This window comes from Pseudomonas sp. NPDC007930 (assembly GCF_042958985.1).
Lineage (GTDB): Bacteria > Pseudomonadota > Gammaproteobacteria > Pseudomonadales > Pseudomonadaceae > Aquipseudomonas.
In genome coordinates this window covers 1-17,434 of the sequence record NZ_JBIBKC010000021.1, presented here as the reverse complement: position 1 = coordinate 17,434, position 17,434 = coordinate 1, and the positions used below count along the sequence as shown (strand labels likewise).

18 protein-coding genes and 1 pseudogene are annotated in these 17,434 nt (G+C 66.1%); 9 read left to right on the top strand and 10 right to left on the bottom strand.

The annotated features are described in order from the left end of the window. Positions 1-51: 51 nt before the first annotated feature. From ACFZCE_RS24680 to ACFZCE_RS24670, 3 genes and pseudogenes are all read left to right on the top strand, one after another. Positions 52-576: pseudogene (locus ACFZCE_RS24680) on the top strand (cysteine hydrolase family protein). 17 nt (positions 577-593) lie between these two features. After that, a complete protein-coding gene (locus ACFZCE_RS24675) occupies positions 594-1,661 on the top strand; it encodes a DUF1615 family protein (protein ID WP_390943201.1) in 1,068 nt (355 codons plus the stop codon). Between the two features lie 117 nt (positions 1,662-1,778). Then, the gene (locus ACFZCE_RS24670; RefSeq protein WP_390943168.1) at positions 1,779-2,609 is read left to right on the top strand and encodes a hypothetical protein; all 831 of its coding nucleotides are present in this window, start codon (positions 1,779-1,781) and stop codon (positions 2,607-2,609) included. Between the two features lie 14 nt (positions 2,610-2,623). Here the strand turns inward: ACFZCE_RS24670 and ACFZCE_RS24665 are convergent, their stop codons facing one another. Then, on the bottom strand, positions 2,624-3,790 hold the full coding sequence (locus tag ACFZCE_RS24665) for an amidohydrolase (RefSeq protein ID WP_390943167.1): 1,167 nt from the start codon (positions 3,788-3,790) through the stop codon (positions 2,624-2,626). 88 nt (positions 3,791-3,878) lie between these two features. Between ACFZCE_RS24665 and ACFZCE_RS24660 the strand changes: the two genes are divergently transcribed. Beyond that, positions 3,879-4,823 (top strand): LysR substrate-binding domain-containing protein, encoded by a 945-nt coding sequence (locus ACFZCE_RS24660; protein ID WP_390943166.1) that lies wholly within the window; start codon positions 3,879-3,881, stop codon positions 4,821-4,823. Here ACFZCE_RS24660 and ACFZCE_RS24655 read toward each other — a convergent pair. From ACFZCE_RS24655 to ACFZCE_RS24645, 3 genes are all read right to left on the bottom strand, one after another. Further along, entirely contained in the window at positions 4,777-5,571 is a 795-nt protein-coding gene (locus tag ACFZCE_RS24655; RefSeq protein WP_390943165.1) for a class II aldolase/adducin family protein, read from the bottom strand. The genes ACFZCE_RS24660 and ACFZCE_RS24655 overlap by 47 nt on opposite strands. A 31-nt stretch (positions 5,572-5,602) precedes the next feature. After that, the gene (locus ACFZCE_RS24650) at positions 5,603-6,928 is read right to left on the bottom strand and encodes an MFS transporter (RefSeq protein WP_390943164.1); all 1,326 of its coding nucleotides are present in this window, start codon (positions 6,926-6,928) and stop codon (positions 5,603-5,605) included. A gap of 193 nt (positions 6,929-7,121) precedes the next feature. Continuing rightward, the gene (locus ACFZCE_RS24645) at positions 7,122-7,724 is read right to left on the bottom strand and encodes a hypothetical protein (protein WP_390943163.1); all 603 of its coding nucleotides are present in this window, start codon (positions 7,722-7,724) and stop codon (positions 7,122-7,124) included. 254 nt (positions 7,725-7,978) lie between these two features. Between ACFZCE_RS24645 and ACFZCE_RS24640 the strand changes: the two genes are divergently transcribed. Further along, positions 7,979-8,377, top strand: coding sequence for a response regulator (locus ACFZCE_RS24640; protein ID WP_390943162.1), 399 nt, complete (start codon positions 7,979-7,981; stop codon positions 8,375-8,377). Here ACFZCE_RS24640 and ACFZCE_RS24635 read toward each other — a convergent pair. From ACFZCE_RS24635 to ACFZCE_RS24620, 4 genes are all read right to left on the bottom strand, one after another. Further along, complete coding sequence (locus ACFZCE_RS24635) at positions 8,374-8,706, bottom strand: hypothetical protein (RefSeq protein WP_390943161.1); 333 nt, start codon at positions 8,704-8,706, stop codon at positions 8,374-8,376. The genes ACFZCE_RS24640 and ACFZCE_RS24635 overlap by 4 nt on opposite strands. Further along, positions 8,687-8,959 carry a hypothetical protein gene (locus tag ACFZCE_RS24630; protein ID WP_390943160.1) on the bottom strand — a complete coding sequence of 91 codons (273 nt, stop codon included), beginning with the start codon at positions 8,957-8,959 and terminating at the stop codon, positions 8,687-8,689. The genes ACFZCE_RS24635 and ACFZCE_RS24630 overlap by 20 nt, the downstream gene beginning before the upstream one ends. A gap of 98 nt (positions 8,960-9,057) precedes the next feature. Continuing rightward, positions 9,058-9,459: a response regulator gene (locus ACFZCE_RS24625; RefSeq protein ID WP_390943159.1), complete on the bottom strand. Its 402-nt coding sequence runs from the start codon at positions 9,457-9,459 to the stop codon at positions 9,058-9,060. Positions 9,460-9,594: 135 nt separating this feature from the next. Continuing rightward, the gene (locus ACFZCE_RS24620) at positions 9,595-10,062 is read right to left on the bottom strand and encodes a hypothetical protein (RefSeq protein ID WP_390943158.1); all 468 of its coding nucleotides are present in this window, start codon (positions 10,060-10,062) and stop codon (positions 9,595-9,597) included. Positions 10,063-10,330: 268 nt separating this feature from the next. Here ACFZCE_RS24620 and ACFZCE_RS24615 point away from each other — a divergent pair, with 268 nt between their 5' ends. Both ACFZCE_RS24615 and ACFZCE_RS24610 read left to right on the top strand, forming a co-directional pair. After that, positions 10,331-10,759, top strand: a complete 429-nt coding sequence (locus ACFZCE_RS24615; protein ID WP_390943157.1) for a pilin — start codon at positions 10,331-10,333, stop codon at positions 10,757-10,759. A gap of 276 nt (positions 10,760-11,035) precedes the next feature. Beyond that, positions 11,036-11,710, top strand: a complete 675-nt coding sequence (locus ACFZCE_RS24610; protein ID WP_390943156.1) for an NAD(P)-binding domain-containing protein — start codon at positions 11,036-11,038, stop codon at positions 11,708-11,710. Positions 11,711-12,065: 355 nt separating this feature from the next. Here ACFZCE_RS24610 and ACFZCE_RS24605 read toward each other — a convergent pair whose 3' ends face one another. Continuing rightward, complete coding sequence (locus ACFZCE_RS24605) at positions 12,066-13,403, bottom strand: MFS transporter (RefSeq protein ID WP_390943155.1); 1,338 nt, start codon at positions 13,401-13,403, stop codon at positions 12,066-12,068. A gap of 414 nt (positions 13,404-13,817) precedes the next feature. Beyond that, entirely contained in the window at positions 13,818-14,714 is an 897-nt protein-coding gene (locus ACFZCE_RS24600) for a LysR substrate-binding domain-containing protein (protein ID WP_390943154.1), read from the bottom strand. Positions 14,715-14,814: 100 nt separating this feature from the next. On the opposite strand from ACFZCE_RS24600, the gene ACFZCE_RS24595 reads away from it, so the two are divergent. Together ACFZCE_RS24595 and ACFZCE_RS24590 are read left to right on the top strand one after the other, a co-directional pair. After that, positions 14,815-15,873, top strand: coding sequence for a tartrate dehydrogenase (locus ACFZCE_RS24595; RefSeq protein WP_390943153.1), 1,059 nt, complete (start codon positions 14,815-14,817; stop codon positions 15,871-15,873). Between the two features lie 78 nt (positions 15,874-15,951). Further along, positions 15,952-17,247, top strand: coding sequence for a C4-dicarboxylate transporter DctA (locus ACFZCE_RS24590; RefSeq protein WP_390943152.1), 1,296 nt, complete (start codon positions 15,952-15,954; stop codon positions 17,245-17,247). Positions 17,248-17,434 lie beyond the last annotated feature (187 nt).

Below are 17,434 nucleotides of genomic sequence, written 5' to 3'. Positions count from 1 at the left end.
GGGCCTTTTTTATGCCCGTGTATCGCCGGCTCATTGCAAGGAGATGCACCCATGTACGCGTTGTTGATTCTCGATGTGCAAGTTGGCCTGGTTCATGGCCCAGACCCGCTGTGGCGCGGCGAGGCCCTGCTGGCGACCCTCAACGGGCTGCTGGGCTAGGCCCGCGCCGCCGGTGCGCCGGTGTACATCGCCCGCCACCTGGGCCCGGTAGGTTCGCCGATCGAGCCGGGCAGCCCACTCACTGAGCTCGCCCCCGAGCTAGCCCTGCGCGGTGATGAGGTGGTGTTCGACAAGCGCCGGCCCAACGCTTTCACGGGCACCGGCCTGGCCGAGCAATTGCGCGCCCGCGGCGTGACGGGGGTGGTGCTGGCGGGGCTGAAAACCCAGTATTGCGTCGACAGCACCTGCCGCGCCCTGCGCGATGAAGGCTTTGCCGCGGTGTTGATCGCCGACGGCCATTCCTGCGCCAACACCCCACAACTGGCGGCCGAGGCGATCATCGCCCACCACAACGCGACCCTCGCCGGGCCGTTCTGCCAGGTGGTCGAAGCGGCGCGCTGGAGCTTCCAGGGGTGAGCCGCGCCTGGCCTGCCATGCTGGCGCTGGCCTTGCTCTGGTTGGCCGGCTGTAGCCGCCAGCCGCAACCGGCCGCGCCCAGCCCCGAGCAGGTGCGCAGCCAGGTTGAGCGCCTGCTGCCGCGCAGCGCCAGCGACCGCGCCGGCTGGGCGGTAGACATCCAGGCCGCGTTCGAGGCCCAGGGGCTTAACCCCAGCGTCGAGAACCTGTGTTCGGTGATTGCCGTCATCGAGCAGGAATCCAACTTCCAGGCCGACCCCCAGGTGCCCGGGCTGGGCCGCATCGCCCGCGAAGAAATCAACCGCCGCGCCGCGCGCTTGCACGTGCCGGCGTTTGTCGTCAGCGCGGCGCTCAGCTTGCCGTCCAGCCACGGCAGCAGCTACGCCCAGCGCATTGCGCGGGTGCGCTCGGAGCGCGAACTGAGCGAGCTGTTCGACGACTTCATCGGCCAGGTGCCGCTGGGCCAGCAACTGTTTGGCCGGCTCAACCCGGTGCACACCGGCGGGCCGATGCAGGTGGCGGTGGCGTTCGCCGAACAGCACAGCGGCGGTTACCCGTACCCGCGGGCCGGCAGTGTGCGCCAGGAGGTATTCAGCCGCCGCGGCGGGGTGTACTTCGGCACCGCGCACCTGCTCGGTTACCCGGCCAATTACCCCAAGGCGCTGTACCGTTTCGCCGATTACAACGCCGGCCATTACGCCAGCCGCAACGCCGCGTTCCAGGCCGCGCTGAACCGCTTGGTCAAGGCGCGGCTGGTGCTCGATGGCGACCTGATCAACTACGCCTCGGCCAGCCCTGGGCAAACCGAACTGGCGGTGCGCTCGCTGGGCAGCCGGCTGAACATGAGCGACGCGGCCATTCGCACCGCCCTGGAGCAGGGCAGCGAAGCGGGTTTCGAGGGCACCGGGCTGTACCGCCGGGTGTTCGAACTGGCCGACCAGGTGGCCGGGCAAACGCTGCCGCGGGCGGTGCTGCCGGGCATCACCCTGCAAAGCCCGAAGATCACCCGGCAACTGACCACCGCCTGGTTCGCCCAGCGCGTAGACGAACGCCGCGCGCGCTGCATGGCGCGGGCTGGGGGCTGAGCTACACTGGGTTCGGCGCCGCCGCTGGCGCTACCGTTGCACTGACGTCGTCTCGCGTTGCCGGCGTGCCCGGCGAGGGTCAGGCCACCTTTGCCTTCCCATCCGCGAGGCCGAGCCATGTTCACGCCCACCCACCCCTTGCCCCTGGGCCATTGCTGCCTGGGGGTGCTGTTCGTGATGCTCATCCTGCTCACACCCGCCGCCGCCGAGGCCGATTGTTATTGCAGCGGCGACTTTGCCCAGCAGCAAATGTGCCTGAGCACGTGCGAGAACAACGCGCGCCTGAACGCCTCGCGTGAGGCCCTGCAGGCACGCATGCCCGAAGACCTCAAAACCGTGGTGCCCGAGTACCTGCAGGCCCGGGAAACACTGCGCCAAACCCCCAGCAATGCACCAGACCTGCCGGCGGTGTTCGCCCGCTACCAGCAGGCCCGCGAACGCCGCGACACGGCCCTGCTCGGGCAGTACACCGCGCAGGTGTCGATCGCTTCGGCGCTGAGCAACGGCCAGGCGTTCAAGCAGCTCGACGACCTCTACGCCATGCCGGAATTCATCCGCCCGACGTTTCATGCCTATGCGATGAAAATGGCCAACGCGCTGCTCGATATGGCGCAGAACAACGGCCAGGTACGGGTGGATTCACGCTACCCGCAGTTGCTCGACGAAACCGAGCTGCAAGCCTGGGCCAAGGCCCACGGTGGGCCCAAGCCGCAGTTGGTGTTCGGCCGGGTAGTGCTGCCCAAGCCGGGCGAGGGCAAACCCCTCGATGAGCTGAGCGCCGAGGACCGGCAAGTGGTTGCCAGTTGCCGGATCGAGACCGAGCAGGCCTTTCCCACCGCGGCGCGGGTGCGGCGCGACCGCACCATCACCGATAAAACCGTGGCCAACCAGGCCCAGGCACATTACCTGGCGTGCATGAAAGCGCGGTGCAAGGCCTGTGACTATTGACGTTGGGCCCGGCGCTACAGCTGATAACTGCCCACCACCCCACACAATAGCCGCACCCCCAGCCCGATCAGCTCGTCGTTGAAGTCATACGCCGGGTGGTGCAGTGGCCTGGAGGCCTCGGCGCCGTCGGCGCCGAGCCAGAAGTACGCCCCTGGGCAGGCCTGCAGCAGGTAGGCGAAATCCTCCGAGGCCATCGAGGCGTTGCCGGCCCACTGCACGTTGTGCTCGCTCAGCAGCGCGGTGGCCACCTCACGTACCCGCGCGGCGCAGGCTGGGTCGTTCAGGGTGACTGGGTAGCCTTCGCGGTAGTGCACCGTGGCGCGCGCGGCAAAGGCCTGGGGCAGGGTTTCGCCCAGGGTGGTGACCATCTCCCGCATGCGCTCGCGCACCGCCGGCGCCAGGCAGCGCACGGTGCCGCGCAGGGTGGCGGTATGCGGGATGATGTTGTAGGCGGTGCCGGCCTCGATCATGGTCACACTCAGCACCGCTGCGTCCAGTGGCGATACCCGGCGCGACACCAGCGTGTGCAAGGAGCTGACCATCTGCGTGGCGACCACCACCGGGTCGTTGCCGCGTTCGGGCATCGCCGCGTGGGCACCGGAACCCTCGATCACGATCTCGAAGGTGTCTTGCGAGGCCATCATCGCCCCCGGGTTGACCGCCACCTGGCCCTGGGGCAACCCTGGCCAGTTGTGCAGGCCATACACCGCCTGCATCGGGAAGCGCTCGAACAGCCCGTCTTCGATCATCCGCCGGGCGCCGGCGCCGGTTTCTTCGGCGGGCTGGAAAATAAAATGCACCTGGCCGCTGAAGTCGCTGGCCTGGCTCAGGTGCTGGGCGGTGGCCAGCAGGATCGCGCTGTGGCCGTCGTGGCCACAGGCGTGCATGCAGCCAGGGTGGGTCGAGGCGTGCGCGGCGTTGCCGGTTTCCTGCACGGGCAAAGCGTCGATGTCGGCGCGCAGGCCGATCGCCGGGCCGGCGCCGCGGGTGAGGGTGGCAACCACCCCGGTGCCGCCGAGGCCGCGGGTCACGCTCAAGCCAAAACCTTCGAGCAGCGCGGCGATCGCCGCGCTGGTGCGGTGCTCCTGGTAGCCGAGTTCCGGGTGGGCGTGCAGGTCGTGGCGCCATTGGCGGGCCAGCGCGGCCTGCTCAAGGCTCAAGGGGTCAAGGTACGAGGGCATGCCGGTTCCTCAATAGGGCAGGGAGCTGCCACTGGCATGCTCCTTGCGTAGCGATACAACAGAAAACCCCGTGAAAAGAGGCGATTAGGTGCGAAACGGTATTCCCAGCCTGGGGGCGCTGCAGGCCTTCGAAGCCGCCGCCCGGCACGAGAGCTTCGCCAAGGCGGCGCAAGAACTGGCGCTGAGCAGCGGGGCGATCAGCCGCAGCATCAACGAACTCGAGGCCCTGTTCGCCGTCACGTTGTTTCGCCGCGAGCGCCAGCGGGTGTACCTCACCGACCCCGGCGCGCGCTATGCCGCGCGGGTGCGCATCCACCTTGAGCACCTGCGCCGTGACACCGTGCAACTGGTGCGGCAAAGCCGCGAAATCAGCCTCGATATCGCGATTGGCGTGACCTTCAGCGCGCAGTGGCTGATCCCCCGGCTGAAGGGCTTTTACGCGCGCTACCCGCATATTCGCCTGCACCTGCTGGGCCGCGACCAGCCGCTGTTCTTCAATGATTCGAATTTCGACGCGGCGTTGTATTTCGGCCGCGCGGTGTGGCCGGGCATGCAGGGCCGTTGCCTGCTCAACGACGACGAACTGCTGCTGGTGTGCGCCCCCGCGGTGATGGCCGGGCAGGGCCGCCTGCCCTTGGAAGCCATCGCCCGGCTGCCGCGCATCAGCCTGCGCGACATCCCCAACGCCTGGCGCGACTGGGGCCTGAGCGCCGGCCTGGCCGCGGAGGATGACGGTATCGACCACCGCTTCGAGATGTACGTGATGGCCATCAACGCCGCCCTCGAGGGCTTGGGCGTGGCGTTGCTGCCGCGGTCGTTGATCTGGCGTGAGTTGCGCCAGGGGCGGCTGTGCCAGGCACACCCGGTGACCCTGCCCAACCCGGACTTCATCTATTGCGTGTACCCCGACCACACCGCCCTCAACGAAGCCTTCAGGCTGTTCGAGGCCTGGTTGCTGGAGGCGGTGCAGGCCTACCAGCAGGAGGTCAACGCGCAACGCCAGGGGCCCCGCCTTCCAGGTGCGCGGCCATGAGGCCACGAAAGCCCAACCAGGCAACGTAGTCGGAGCCGATCTGTGCCTTCACCTGCCGTGCTTCCTCCGCGGGCAGGGCTTCGACCGGGCCGGCGGCCTGGGCCAGCAGTTGGATCTGGCAGCAGCGCTCCATGGCGATGAACCGGTAGGCGGCGGCTTCCACCGAGCTGCCCACGGTCAGCAGGCCGTGGTTGAGCAGGATCGCGCTTTTGCACTGGCCCAGGGCATGGCCGAGGCGCTCACCTTCATCACCCGACAGCACGACGACATCGCCGCGGAACAGCACCTGGTTCTCGAAATACACGCAGGCCTCCTGGTTCAGCGGCAACAGCGGTTGGTTCAGCGCCGAAAAGGCCCGGCCGTATACTGAATGGGTGTGCACGGCCGCCACCACCCCAGGCTGGGTGCGGTGGATGCCGCAGTGGATCGCCACCGCCGCGGCGTTGACTGGGCCGCTGCCATGGACCACCTCGCCGGCCTCGCTGATGCAGATCAGGTCATCCGGCTGGACCTGCGAAAAGTGCACCGCGTAGGGGTTGACCCACAAGTGCTCGGCGAACTCCGGGTCGCGCACGGTGATGTGCCCGGCGATGCCTTCGGCCAGGCCGAGCTTGCCGAACACCCGGAATGCCGCGGCCAGGCTGGCCTTGCGCTGGGCCCGGGCCTGGGCCATGTCGGTGAACACCTCCGGGGCGGGCAGGGCGCCGCCGAGAGGGGTAGGGATGTAGAAGTCTGCGGGGTTGTTCATGGCTGTGCTCAACTGCGGGTTAAAGGGGCGCTCAACCGTTGCTCGGCGCCAGATGGGCGCGGCGCTGGCCTTCGAGGTACAGCACCAGAATGGCGCTGAGGGTCATGAAGCCGGCGATCACCAGCATTGCCAGGTTGAACGAGCCGGTGGCGTCTTTTACCGCGCCGATGAACCAGCCCACGAACAGCCCGGAGGCCACGCCGATCGAGGTGATCAACGCGATGCCGGCGGCCGCGGCGCGGTCGGCCAGCAGCCGCGGCGGCAATTGCCAGAAGGTGCTGATGCTGCAGAAACAGCCCGTGGCGCCCACGGAGAAAGCAATCAGGGTTTGCACCGGGGTGTTCAGGTACAGCGCGCTGGCCAGGGCCACGGCGCTGATGATCATCGGCGCGGCCACGAATGCCACGCTGAAGTTGCGCTTGCGCACGTACTGCCCGTACAGCGCCATGGCGATGATCGCCGCGGTGAACGGTATGGCCGTGAGCTGGCCAACCTGGAACACGCTGTACTTCACATTGAACGTCGCCTCAAAGCCCTTGACCACCTGCGGCAGGAAGTACAACAGGCTGATGATCGTGGCGTTGATGCCGAAGTACACCAGGCCCAATGCCCACACTCGTGGGTTGCGCAGTACACGGCTGGCGCTGGTTTCCATCGGGTTGTGCAGGCGCCGGGCGTCGGCGGCCAGGGCCTGTTCGATCTCGTTGCGTTCGGCCGCGCTCAACCAGCCGCAGCGCTGCGGGCTGTCGGGCAGCCAGAACAACACCGCCACGCCCATCAGGGTGGCCGGCAGCGCTTCGAGCAGCAGCATGCTGCGCCAGCCGCTCATGCCGAACAGCGAAGCCTCTTGCATCAGCCAGGTCGACACCGGCGCACCGAGCATGCCAGTCAGCGGGATCGCCATGATGAACAGCGACATCAGCCAGACCCGATCCCGGGTGGGCAGCCATAGCGTGAGGAAATACACCACCCCGGGGAAGAACCCGGCTTCGGCCACGCCCAGGGCGAAGCGCGCGGTGTACAGCCAACTGGCGTTGCTGATCAGGCACGAGGCGGCGCTGATCAACCCCCAGGTGATCATGATCCGCGCCATCCACACCCGCGCGCCGAAGCGATGCAGGCACAGATTGCTGGGGATCTCGAAGAGGATATAGCCGAGGAAGAACAGGCTGGTGCCCAGGCCGTACTGGGCCAGGGTAATGCCGATGTCCTGGTTCATGGTCAGCGAGGCGTAGCCCACGTTGGCCCGGTCGAGCTGGTTGAACATGTACATCAGCACCAGCAACGGTGCCAGGCGCCAGATGATCTTGCGGGCAAGTTCCGGGCGTAGCCCCGGAGACACGACAGGTGCGGTCATGGCGAAGGTTTCCTGATCCAGAGGGGTGGCCAGGGCATTTCAGCACCGCCCGCGCGGCAGCGGCAAACCATGGTTTCGCAGGGGGTGTTGAGCTTTGCTCAACAACTGCCGGGGGTTCCCCAGGCTGGTGCGCGGGTGCGCCATGGGTGGGCACCGCGCGCGGGTTTTAGGGCTTGCGCTGAATCAGCAGCGCTCAGGAATCGAGCTGGCCACCGACCGGGTAGAAGCTGCCTCCCAGCGGCGCGCTGATCACCCATTCGCCGGTGTGCGGGCGCAGCATCACGTTACGCGTGCTGAGGTCGACATCGGCGCCAAACTCCACGCCAAAGCGCGCGGCGTGCCCCCAGGCGCTGAGCAGCCCACGAAACTCCGGGGTGCTCAGGCCCTTGAGGTGGCAGCGCTGGATCAACGCCGGCAGGTCACTGAACAGCACCCAGTGGGCACGGTCGGCGATGCTGTCCAGCGCGGCCTGCAAGCGGCTGACGCGGGCGTCGGCCGGGTCCAGTTCGACCAGCCGCTCGACCTCCGCCAACCAGTAGAACTCGCCGGCACCTTCGTCCGACGGCGCCACCGCGCCGTAGTCGTAGATCACCCGGGCCACGTGTGGCACCCGCCGCTCCGAGGCAGCCACCAGAAACTGGTGGCCACAGCCTTCACGGGTCAAGCGGTAGATGCGCCCGGCTTTTTCGAACAGCATCGTGCAGGTGCCGTAATTGAAGAACGTCGCGCCCAGCAGTGGTTCCTGGGCCAGCACGCGATCAAAAAAAGGTCCTTCGAACAGCACGCCCTCGGCCATGTGTACTCCTGTGTGTGAATGCCAGTGCCTGAGTGACTGTAGCCACCCTCTCACGGCTTTGCCTCCCCGCTAGGGCAATCAATGCAATGACCGTTGATCGGCACGCCGCGAGTGGGCAAGATCGGCGCTGCCCGGCACGCGTTACCGTGGTATCGTTTGGCGGCGTACCGTTTCGGTATCCATGGCCAGGTTCTCCTGCGTAATACACCGGCTGGGCCCTGTTGGCCTCATACGGACATGAGCGAAGTCATCACGTGATCATCCCTATTCAGGTTGCCCTGGTCGAAGACGACCCCCTGCTCAGGCGGGTGTTGGCCGGCCTTATCGAAGAACTCGGCACCGAATGCCTGGATTTCGGCTCGGCCGACGACGCCCTGATCGCCCTGCTGCAGCGCGCGGCGCCGATTGACCTGCTGATCACCGACCGGGTGGTGCCCGGCCAGCTCGACGGCCTGGCGCTGGTCAAGCTGGTGCGGCAGAAGTGGCCCGCGGTGCAGGCCTTGGTGATGAGCGGCTACGAGCAGGACGACAAACTCAACCTGCCCGCCGGTGTGCAGTACATCCAGAAGCCGCTGCAGCTTAACGAGTTGCTGGCGGTGGTGGCCCAGGTGCAACACCAACGCAACGCCGAGCGCCCTGCCAGCAGCGCTTAATATCCCGGTAGCCTGCGGCTTTGCCGCCAAGCCTCGTGGGCTTGGCGCAGGCGGCCCTGGGCCTCACCGTGCTGGCTGTCGTCGATCAACCCACAATTGAGCAGGCAGGCCAGGTAACCTTCGGCGCGGTTGAGGTTGTCGGCGCATTCTTTGTGGCAGAGCGCCTGGGCCATGGCGGCCAGGTAGCGCTCAACGCTGTCGCGGTGCACCGAGCGGCCGTCAGCCAGCAGCATGTTGCGCGCCATCCGGTCGGCGCGCGAAGGGGCCGGCCCGGCGGCGTCGGCACGCCCGGCAGGGGCGGTGGTGGGCCTAGCGTTGCTCCCAGTCAAGGGTTTTATCCTCGTTTTGGCGCATGAACACCAACGGCGCGTGGGACCCTAACCCACGGATTTCATTGATCGCGTGCAGCACCTTCAGATAAAACACTTCGGGGTTCTGATACTCCTGGGGCTTGAGCACACGGCTGACCACAGCCTTGGCGCCCGGGTCGATCAACTGCAGGTGCATCACCTGCTCTTCGAACGTGACCCGGTGCTTCAAAGGTGGGTCCAGCTGCGCAAGGGCGACCTCTAGAGTTTCCACAGCCTGTTCCTGATCAGCAGAGTACGCCGTTGAGTGGAGCAGCGTTTCGCCGGTAAAGACAGCCGCCCGGGCCACGCGCCGATGGGTGGTCACGCCGCCTAGCTGATGCCGATGCCCTTGATCGACGGTTGTTGCGCGCCCTTGAGCACCACGTCGACCAACTCTTCGATGTTCCAGGGTTTTTTCAGCACCCCGACCCCGTGCAGCGCGGTGATGTCATCGGGCAGGGCGAACGCGGTGCTGATGATGATCGGGATCTGTGGCCAGTTCTCGTGGGCGAACCGCGTGAGCGCCACGCCGTCGGCTTGGCCGGGGGTTTTCACGTCGGTGATGATCAGCATCACCTCGTCGGCATGGGCGCGCAGGTAGGCAATGCCGTCGTCGGCCCGTTCGAAGGCCTCGGTTTGTATGCCTTCATCCTTGATGGCTACCTGGATCAGTTCCGCGATGATCTGTTCGTCTTCGACGACTAGGATCTTGGTCTTGGGTTGGGTAGGCATCGTTTGTCCTTTGGCAAAGTGACTGCGTGGTTGAGCAGGCGTACAACCCGTAACGCGCTAGGCAGGCGGCGCGCGGCAAGCGCACCGGTGGATCACTGAGTGGACCACGCCGCCGCACGGGGGGTTCAGCGCAATTCACCGCCGCAATGCCTGCCACAGCCCGCGCAACTGCGCGCACGCCAGCGGGTGCCCGGCCTCGGCGGCGCGCGCCAGCCACACCAGGGCGCGGCTGCCCTCTGGGCTGCGGCGGTCGCGCAGGTACAGCATGCCCAATTGCTGCATGGCGTCGGCATGGTCGCGGCGCGCCGCCGCCAGCCACAGTTGTTCGGCCACCGCCCAGTGGGCGGCCTGGGCGAACAATTGCGCCAATTCGTTCAGGGCCTGCGCATCGCCGCGGTCGGCGGCGTGCACCAGCGCGGTGTCTGCCGCGGCCAGGCGCAGCGGCAGCAGCGGCAATACCGCGGCCAGTGGCAACAGCGTGCGGCCACGGGCATCGCTGCCGGCTACGCGCTGCACGCGGCCTTGCTGCAAGCGCCGCCACCAGGTGCGCCGGCTGCAGCCGGTGAGTAGCTCGGCCATTTCCAGGCTGATGCCTTGCTCCATCGTTGACCTGCCTGAGGGGTAGAAAAAGGGCCCGCACTCTGCCAAAAGCGCGCTGGGCCTGGCCAGCAGGGAAATGCTTCAAGACACTACCGCCGCGGCTGGCGCGGCATGGCGGCTGCCAGAGTAGGGCGTGGCACGGCGCCGGGCACTGGCGCTGGCCTGGCTCAGGGCAGCGTTACCCCGTGAAACCGAGGGAAAGGGCGGTTGGCATCGCCCTTGCCAGAGCTTTGGCGCAGCGCTTTTGCTGCGCGTCCAGGGAGTGGGCAAGATGAAACACAGCAACAGCGGCTTCAGCCTGATCGAATTGATGGTGGTGGTGGCAATCATCGGGGTGTTGGCTTCAATCGCCTTGCCGGCTTACAGCGCCTACCAGGCGCGTGGCAAGCTCGCCGCCGGTTTGGCTGAGGTCGCGGCGCTGCGCAGCGTGGCGGAAACCCACCTCAACGATGGCCGCCGCCTCGGCGGTATCGATGATTTACCCGGGGCGCGGCCGTTAACGGCGCATTGCGCGCTCACGGCGGCCTTCGATGACACTGGCGCCGGCACCCTGACCTGCGAGGTGCAAAACGCACCGCCGGCGGTGCGCGGCGCGCGCTTGGCCTGGGAGCGTAGCGAGGAGGGCGCGTGGGCGTGCAGCGTGGCGAGCCTGAGCGACCCCTCGCTGGCTCCCGGCGGTTGCGTGGCCACGGCCCCCTGAGCGGAGAACCACGGCGGCAATGGCCGGTCCAAGCGCCATTGCCGCGTTGCATACACCTCTGCAACGCAATGTTACAATGCTATCGGCCAATTGGACGGCTCCCTGCCACAAGGATCGTGATGCCCCGTTATCTGCTGCCGCTATTGCTGGTCGTGTTCGTTGCCGACCTGCTGCTGATCGCCTGGTCGTTGTTCACCCAAACCCCGCCCAACTGGTTACCGGGCTGAGCCTTGGCTACGGTGAAGGAATGTATTCCTTCAGCCAGGAGCCTTCCCCATGCGCAAAATCCTCTTGCTGGCCTTCGCCGCGCTCGCCCTGTGGGCCAGCCAGGCCGTGGCCGACCCCCTGAAGATCGGCGTGGTCGGCGCGGGTAATGTGGGCGGCACCCTGGGCACCCTGTGGGCCCAGGCCGGGCACCCGGTGATGTTTTCCTCGCGCCACCCCGAACAGCTCGCCAGCCTGGCCAAGGCTGCCGGGCCCAATGCCCGCGCCGGCTCGGTGGCCGATGCCGTCGCCTGGGCCGACGTGCTGGTACTGGCGGTGCCCTATGGCGCCATGCCAGCGATCAGCGAGCAGCTCAAGGGCAAGCTGCAGGGCAAGGTGGTGTTCAGCGCCAGCAACCCCTTCAGCGGCCGCGATGGCGAAGTCGGCAGCCAGGCGCTGGCCGAAGGCGTGGCCCAGGCAGACCAACGCTACCTGCCCGGCGCGGCGCTGGTGCGCGGGTTCAATGCCATCGGTTATGGGGCGATGAAAAGCCAGGCCCAGCGGAATGTAGCGATCCCCACCTTCGCCGACGATGCCCGGGCGCGGCAGGTGGGCGCCCAATTGGTGCGCGACGCCGGTTTCGTGCCGGTGCTGGTGCCGCTGGCGCGGGCCAACGAGGGGCTGCCGGGCGGGCCGCTCGGGGGGGCCAACAGCGAGGCGCAGTTGAGGGAGAAGCTAGGGCTTTAGGGTAATGCTGTTCACTCAAGCGATCAGAGCGCCAAATCGGGGGTGAAACGCCCTAATGGCTTCAGGTGGTTTTACTGAGCGCATGAGCTGCCTGCCCATCGCCCGGCACAGCCGGAGTGCCGGACCACGGCCTCCCACCAGATTTGTGTAAACCATTGATTTACGCAGCAAAAAACAACCCGTGGGAGGCCGGCTGTGCCGGGCGATAGGCCCTGAAGCTCATGCACAAAACCAGCAGAGCTCCTCGCTAAATGACCAGGGAAAAATCGCCACAATATGCATCTGATCAGGCGCTCGCCCGGCGGTGCCGAACGAAGGGCCAGCCCGCTATTTTCATGCGGCCCACGCCCAAGCCTCAGGCCAACCGCTGCTCCCCCGGCTGCGCCTCATCCGCCTCGCCATGCAGCGAAATACGGTAGGTTTCCGGCAGCGCCAGGCCGCCCGCCATCGCCAGCAGGGCGATCAGCACCAGGTAGAAGGCCGGCGCCAGGTTGCTGCCGGTCAGGTCGATCAGCCAGGTGGCCATCAGCGGCGCGGTGCCGCCGAAGATCGTGTAGGCCACGTTGTAGGTGATTGCCGACGCGGTGTAGCGGGTGCGGGTGGGGAAGGTTTCAGACAACAGCGCCGCGGTCACCACGCCGCACAGCAAGGCGCCGATGGCCAGCAGGATGACCCCGAAAATCGCCGCGCCGATATTCCCCGAACTGGCCAGCCAGTACGCTGGGAACACCGTCAGCATCAGCCACAGGCAGGTAAAGCCCACGGTTTTGCGCCGGCCCACGCGGTCGGAGAAGGCCCCGGCCAGTGGGCAGGCCGCGGCGGCGAACAGCAGCGCCACGGTAGAGACCAGCAGCGACTGCGGGCGGGTCAGTTGGCCGACCAGTTGCAGGTAGGTGGCGAAGTAAGTGGTGAACATGTAGAACGACAGCGCCGTGAGCGAAATGAACGCGCCCAGGCAGATCATCGCGCCACCATGGTTGCGCAGGGTTTCCTTGAGCGGCGAGTGCTCGACCACGTCGTCTTCGGCCTGGGCGGCCTGGAACGCCGGGGTTTCTTCCATGCGCCAGCGCAGGTAAAGGCCGACGATGCCCAGCGGCGCAGCCACCAGGAACGGCACGCGCCAGCCCCAACTGGCCATCGCCTCGGGCGACAGGCTGGCGTCTAGCGCATAGGCCAGCACTGCGGCGCAGGCAAAGGCGGAGAACGTCGACACCGGCACGAAACTGCCATACCAGGCGCGCTTGTTCCGCGGTGCGTGCTCCATCAGGTAGGCACAGGCACCGGCGTATTCGCCCCCGGCGGAAAACCCTTGCACGCAGCGGGTGAGGGTGAGCAGGATCGGCGCCAGTACGCCGATGCTGGCGTAGGTTGGCAGCAGGCCGATGATGGTGGTGGCGCTGGCCATCAGCAGTATGGTCAACGAGAGGATCCGCTTGCGCCCCAGGCGGTCGCCCAGCGCGCCAAAGAAAATCCCCCCCAGCGGGCGCAGGGCAAAGGCCACGGCGAACACCGCGAAGGTTTTCAACAGCGCGACGCCGGTGGCTTCACCGGCAAAGAACAGCTTGGCGAGCAGGGTGGCGAGAAAACCGTAAACGGCAAAGTCGAACCACTCGACGAAGTTACCGATCGCCGCGGCGGCGATCACCTTGCGTAGCGTGGCGGGCGAAACGGGCCCGTGTGCAGGGGTGGCCATGCGCGTACTCCAGACAATTAATGTAACGATTATCGGCAGTCGGCCATGGCGGCCTGTTCGAAAAGCGCCACTGGCGTAGTCAGGAGCGCAAAGGGCGCGCTCTGTGGCGCGTATGGTTGGGCTAGGGGCTGTTCCCGTTTCATCACGACCGCGCCGAGGCCCGCTTTGCCGCCTTTCTACGTCAGCAATTTGAGCGTTGCATGCGGCAAAACAGGCACGGCCCTACGGGTTACGCGTCAAATCGTGCCAGCCTGCGTTGAAGGACTTGAAAAGGGAGTAACCATTTTCTACGTCCTTCGCCTTGGCTGACACGATTTGCCGCAGTAACGCGGTTCGCGCTGAAACGGCAACAGCCCCTAGGGTAAGCAGATTTCGTGCCGGATGATCAGGCGGGGCAGTTTGCCGGGGCGCTGCTCACCCCAAGCTATCCACCCGCGCAAACCGCTCCACCAGAAAATCAATGAAATGCCGCACCTTCGCCGACAGGTGATGCTGCTCGGCATACACCGCGAACACATCCGCCGGCAGCGGTTGGGCGTCGGGCAGGATCAGCCGCAGCCGGCCGCTGCGCACGTAGCGGGCGATGTCCCACTCGGCCCGGAGCAAGATGCCGCGGCCTTCGAGTGCCCAGTTCAGGGCCACTTCGCCGTCGTTGCAGCTCAGGTTGCTGCGCACCTTGATGCTGCGAGTGCGGCTGCCTTCGGCGAAATCCCACACGCCGTGAATACTGTCGTTCTGCCAAAGGTAGATGCAATTGTGCTGGCCCAGTTCGCTGAGGCGCTGGGGCGTGCCGTGGCGTTCGAGGTACAGCGGCGAGGCGCATAGCAGCCGGCGGTTACTGGCGATGCGCCGGGCGTGGTAGCCGGCATCGGGCAGGGTGCCGAAGCGGATGCCCAGGTCCAGCCCATGGGCGGCCAATTCCAGTGGGTGGTCGCTGAGCAACAGTTGGGTTTCGACTTCCGGGAACTGGTCAATGAACGCCGCCAGCGCCGGGCCGATGTAGCGCCGGCCAAAGCCCAGCGAGGCGTTCACCCGCAACAGCCCCTTGGGCTGGCCTCGGCTGCTGGTGACCTGCGCCTCCAGCGCTTCGATGTCGCCCAGAATGCGCCCGGCATTGCGGAAGTACAGTTCGCCCTCCGGGGTCAGCCCCAGGCTGCGGGTGGTGCGGTTGACCAAGCGCACACCTAGGCGTTGCTCCAGTGCGGCCAAGCGTTTGCTCACAGCCGGTGGGGTAATGCCCAGTTCGCGGGCGGTGGCGGCCAGGTTGCCGTGGCGGGCCAGCAGGTTGAAGAAGGCGAGGTCTTGGCTCATTAGTAACTTCAATTCACTAAAGTTGTTATTTGCGGTGAATCATAGCCTTGTTTTCACCACTTACACTGCGGCCACCTCCAACAACAACAGGGCTTACCCCATGAAAACCTATCAATTGGCCGCGGTACCCGGTGACGGCATCGGCGTGGAAGTGATCGCCGCCGGGTTGCAGGTGCTCGAGGCCTTGAGCCAGCATTTGGGCGGCTTTGCCTTCGAGGTGACCCACTACCCCTGGGACTCGGCCTATTACCTCAAGCACGGGCACTACATCCCCGAGGGCGGCCTGGCCCAGCTGAAGCAGGCCGACGCGATTTTCTTCGGCGCGGTCGGCAGCCAGCAGGTGCCGGACCACATCTCCCTGTGGGGCTTGCGCTTGCCGATTTGCCAGGGCTTCGACCAGTACGCCAACGTGCGCCCGGCCCGGGTGCTACCGGGGGTCAAGAGCCCACTGCACAACGGTGAGGCAATCGACTGGGTGATCGTGCGGGAAAACTCCGAAGGCGAATACTCCGGCAGCGGCGGGCGGGTGCACCAGGGCCTGCCGATCGAGGTGGCCACCGAGGTGTCGACCTTCACCCGGGTGGGCGTGGAGCGCATCCATCGTTTTGCCTTCGAGTTGGCGCGCAGCCGCCCAGCCAAGCACCTCACCCTGGTGACCAAATCCAACGCCCAGCGCCACGGCATGGTGCTTTGGGACGAAGTATTCGCCGAAGTGGCCAAGGATTACCCCGACGTGCGCACCACCCGCGAGCTGGTCGACGCGGTGACCACCACCATGGTGCTCAAGCCGGCGCAGTTGGACGTGATCGTGGCCACCAACCTGCACGCGGATATTTTGTCTGACCTGGCCGCGGCGCTGTCGGGCAGCCTGGGCATCGCGCCCACCGCCAACCTCAACCCGGAGCGCAGCTTCCCGTCGATGTTCGAGCCGATCCACGGTTCGGCCTTCGACATCACCGGCAAGGGCGTGGCCAACCCCATCGCGACCTTCTGGACCGCCGCGCTGATGCTCGAACACCTCGGCGAGCCGGCCGCCGCCCGCCACCTGATGCAGGCCATCGAAGCGGTGACCGCCAGCGGCCTGCACACCCCTGATCTGGGCGGCACGGCGACCACCGCGCAGGTCACCGACGCGGTGATCGAACTGCTGCGGCGCTGACCGCGCACCCACCTGCGCCAGCCCTCGCGCGGCTGGCCAGGGCGTGTTTCCGACCACAATAACAAGAGCGGAACCCCCATGAAGCGTGTATTGAGCAAACTTTACGTGCAGGTGCTGTTGGCGGTGATCCTGGGTGCCATCCTCGGCGTGCTGTACCCAGACTTCGCCACAACCCTCAAACCGATCGGCGACAGTTTCATCAAACTGATCAAAATGCTGCTGGCGCCGGTGATTTTTCTCACCGTGGTGACCGGCATCGCCAAGATGAATAACATGAAGGAGCTGGGCCGGGTGGGCCTGCGCGCGTTCATCTATTTTGAAGTGGTCTCGACCCTGGCACTGGTGATCGGCCTGGTGGTGGTCGACACGGTCAAGCCTGGCGCCGGCATGAACGTCGACGTGGCCACTCTGGATGCGTCATCGATCAAGACCTATACCGAAGCGGCGCGGCACGACTCGTTCATCAGCTTCATGCTGCAGATCATCCCCGACACCCTGGGCGATGCCTTCACCAAGGGCAACATCCTGCAGATCTTGCTGTTTTCGATCCTGCTCGGCGTGGCCCTTGCCCGTTGCGGCGAAAAAGGCAAGCTGATCACCGACACCCTCACCAGCTTGATGAACGGCATGTTCGGCATCGTCAACATGGTGATGCGCCTGGCCCCGCTGGGGGCGTTTGGCGCCATTGCCTTCACCATCGGCAAGTACGGCTTTGGCTCGTTGTTCTCGCTGGGCAAGCTGATGGCGTGCTTTTACCTCACCTGCGTGTTGTTCGTGGCGCTGATTCTCGGGCCGATCTGCCGTGCCTGCGGGTTCAGCCTGTGGAAGCTGCTCAAGTACCTGAAGGAGGAACTGTTCACCGTACTGGGGACGAGCTCGAGTGAGTCGGTACTGCCGCAGATGATCCGCAAAATGGAGAACGCCGGGTGCTCCAAGCCAGTGGCCGGCATGGTGATCCCGGCCGGGCTGACCTTCAACCCCGACGGCCAAGCGATTTACTACACCGCCGCGGCGACCTTCATCGCCCAGGCGACCAACACGCCGCTGGGGCTGAGCGACCAGTTGATCATCATGGCGGTGCTGATGCTCACCTCCAAGGGCAGCGCGGGGGTGACCGGGTCGGGGTTCATCACCCTGGCGGCCACGCTGGCCAGCCTGGGCACCATTCCAGTGGCGGGTATCGTGCTGTTGCTGGGGGTCGACCGGTTCATGTCCGAAGCGCGGGCGATTACCAACACCATCGGCAACGGCGTGGCCACTTTGGCGATCGCCCGCTGGGTCGGCGCGCTGGACCGCACCCGGCTGGCGCAGGTGCTCGACGGGCGCAAGGTGGCGCCACGGGTAGAGCCGGAAGGAGTGGCGAAAGCACTGTAACCCTATATGGATTATTATAGAGGTTACATGATCATAGGGCTGGAGAATAATTGGCCCTATATCGTAATACTGTTCACTTAAGCAATCAGAGCGCTAGATTGAGGGTGAAAAGCCCCGGTTTCTCCCGATGGTTTTACCGAGCGCATGACCTGACTGGCCCATCGCCCGGCACAGCCGGCCGCCCCCG

What these genes read in the sequence shown, in the direction of transcription:
- ACFZCE_RS24675 (WP_390943201.1), top strand. Translation starts at nt 594, where the DNA reads ATGCTGGCGCTGGCCTTGCTCTGGTTGGCCGGCTGTAGCCGCCAGCCG.
- ACFZCE_RS24670 (WP_390943168.1), top strand. Translation starts at nt 1,779, where the DNA reads ATGTTCACGCCCACCCACCCCTTGCCCCTGGGCCATTGCTGCCTGGGG.
- ACFZCE_RS24665 (WP_390943167.1), bottom strand. Translation starts at nt 3,790, where the DNA reads ATGCCCTCGTACCTTGACCCCTTGAGCCTTGAGCAGGCCGCGCTGGCC.
- ACFZCE_RS24655 (WP_390943165.1), bottom strand. Translation starts at nt 5,571, where the DNA reads ATGAACAACCCCGCAGACTTCTACATCCCTACCCCTCTCGGCGGCGCC.
- ACFZCE_RS24650 (WP_390943164.1), bottom strand. Translation starts at nt 6,928, where the DNA reads ATGACCGCACCTGTCGTGTCTCCGGGGCTACGCCCGGAACTTGCCCGC.
- ACFZCE_RS24645 (WP_390943163.1), bottom strand. Translation starts at nt 7,724, where the DNA reads ATGGCCGAGGGCGTGCTGTTCGAAGGACCTTTTTTTGATCGCGTGCTG.
- ACFZCE_RS24625 (WP_390943159.1), bottom strand. Translation starts at nt 9,459, where the DNA reads ATGCCTACCCAACCCAAGACCAAGATCCTAGTCGTCGAAGACGAACAG.
- ACFZCE_RS24620 (WP_390943158.1), bottom strand. Translation starts at nt 10,062, where the DNA reads ATGGAGCAAGGCATCAGCCTGGAAATGGCCGAGCTACTCACCGGCTGC.
- ACFZCE_RS24615 (WP_390943157.1), top strand. Translation starts at nt 10,331, where the DNA reads ATGAAACACAGCAACAGCGGCTTCAGCCTGATCGAATTGATGGTGGTG.
- ACFZCE_RS24610 (WP_390943156.1), top strand. Translation starts at nt 11,036, where the DNA reads ATGCGCAAAATCCTCTTGCTGGCCTTCGCCGCGCTCGCCCTGTGGGCC.
- ACFZCE_RS24605 (WP_390943155.1), bottom strand. Translation starts at nt 13,403, where the DNA reads ATGGCCACCCCTGCACACGGGCCCGTTTCGCCCGCCACGCTACGCAAG.
- ACFZCE_RS24600 (WP_390943154.1), bottom strand. Translation starts at nt 14,714, where the DNA reads ATGAGCCAAGACCTCGCCTTCTTCAACCTGCTGGCCCGCCACGGCAAC.
- ACFZCE_RS24595 (WP_390943153.1), top strand. Translation starts at nt 14,815, where the DNA reads ATGAAAACCTATCAATTGGCCGCGGTACCCGGTGACGGCATCGGCGTG.
- ACFZCE_RS24590 (WP_390943152.1), top strand. Translation starts at nt 15,952, where the DNA reads ATGAAGCGTGTATTGAGCAAACTTTACGTGCAGGTGCTGTTGGCGGTG.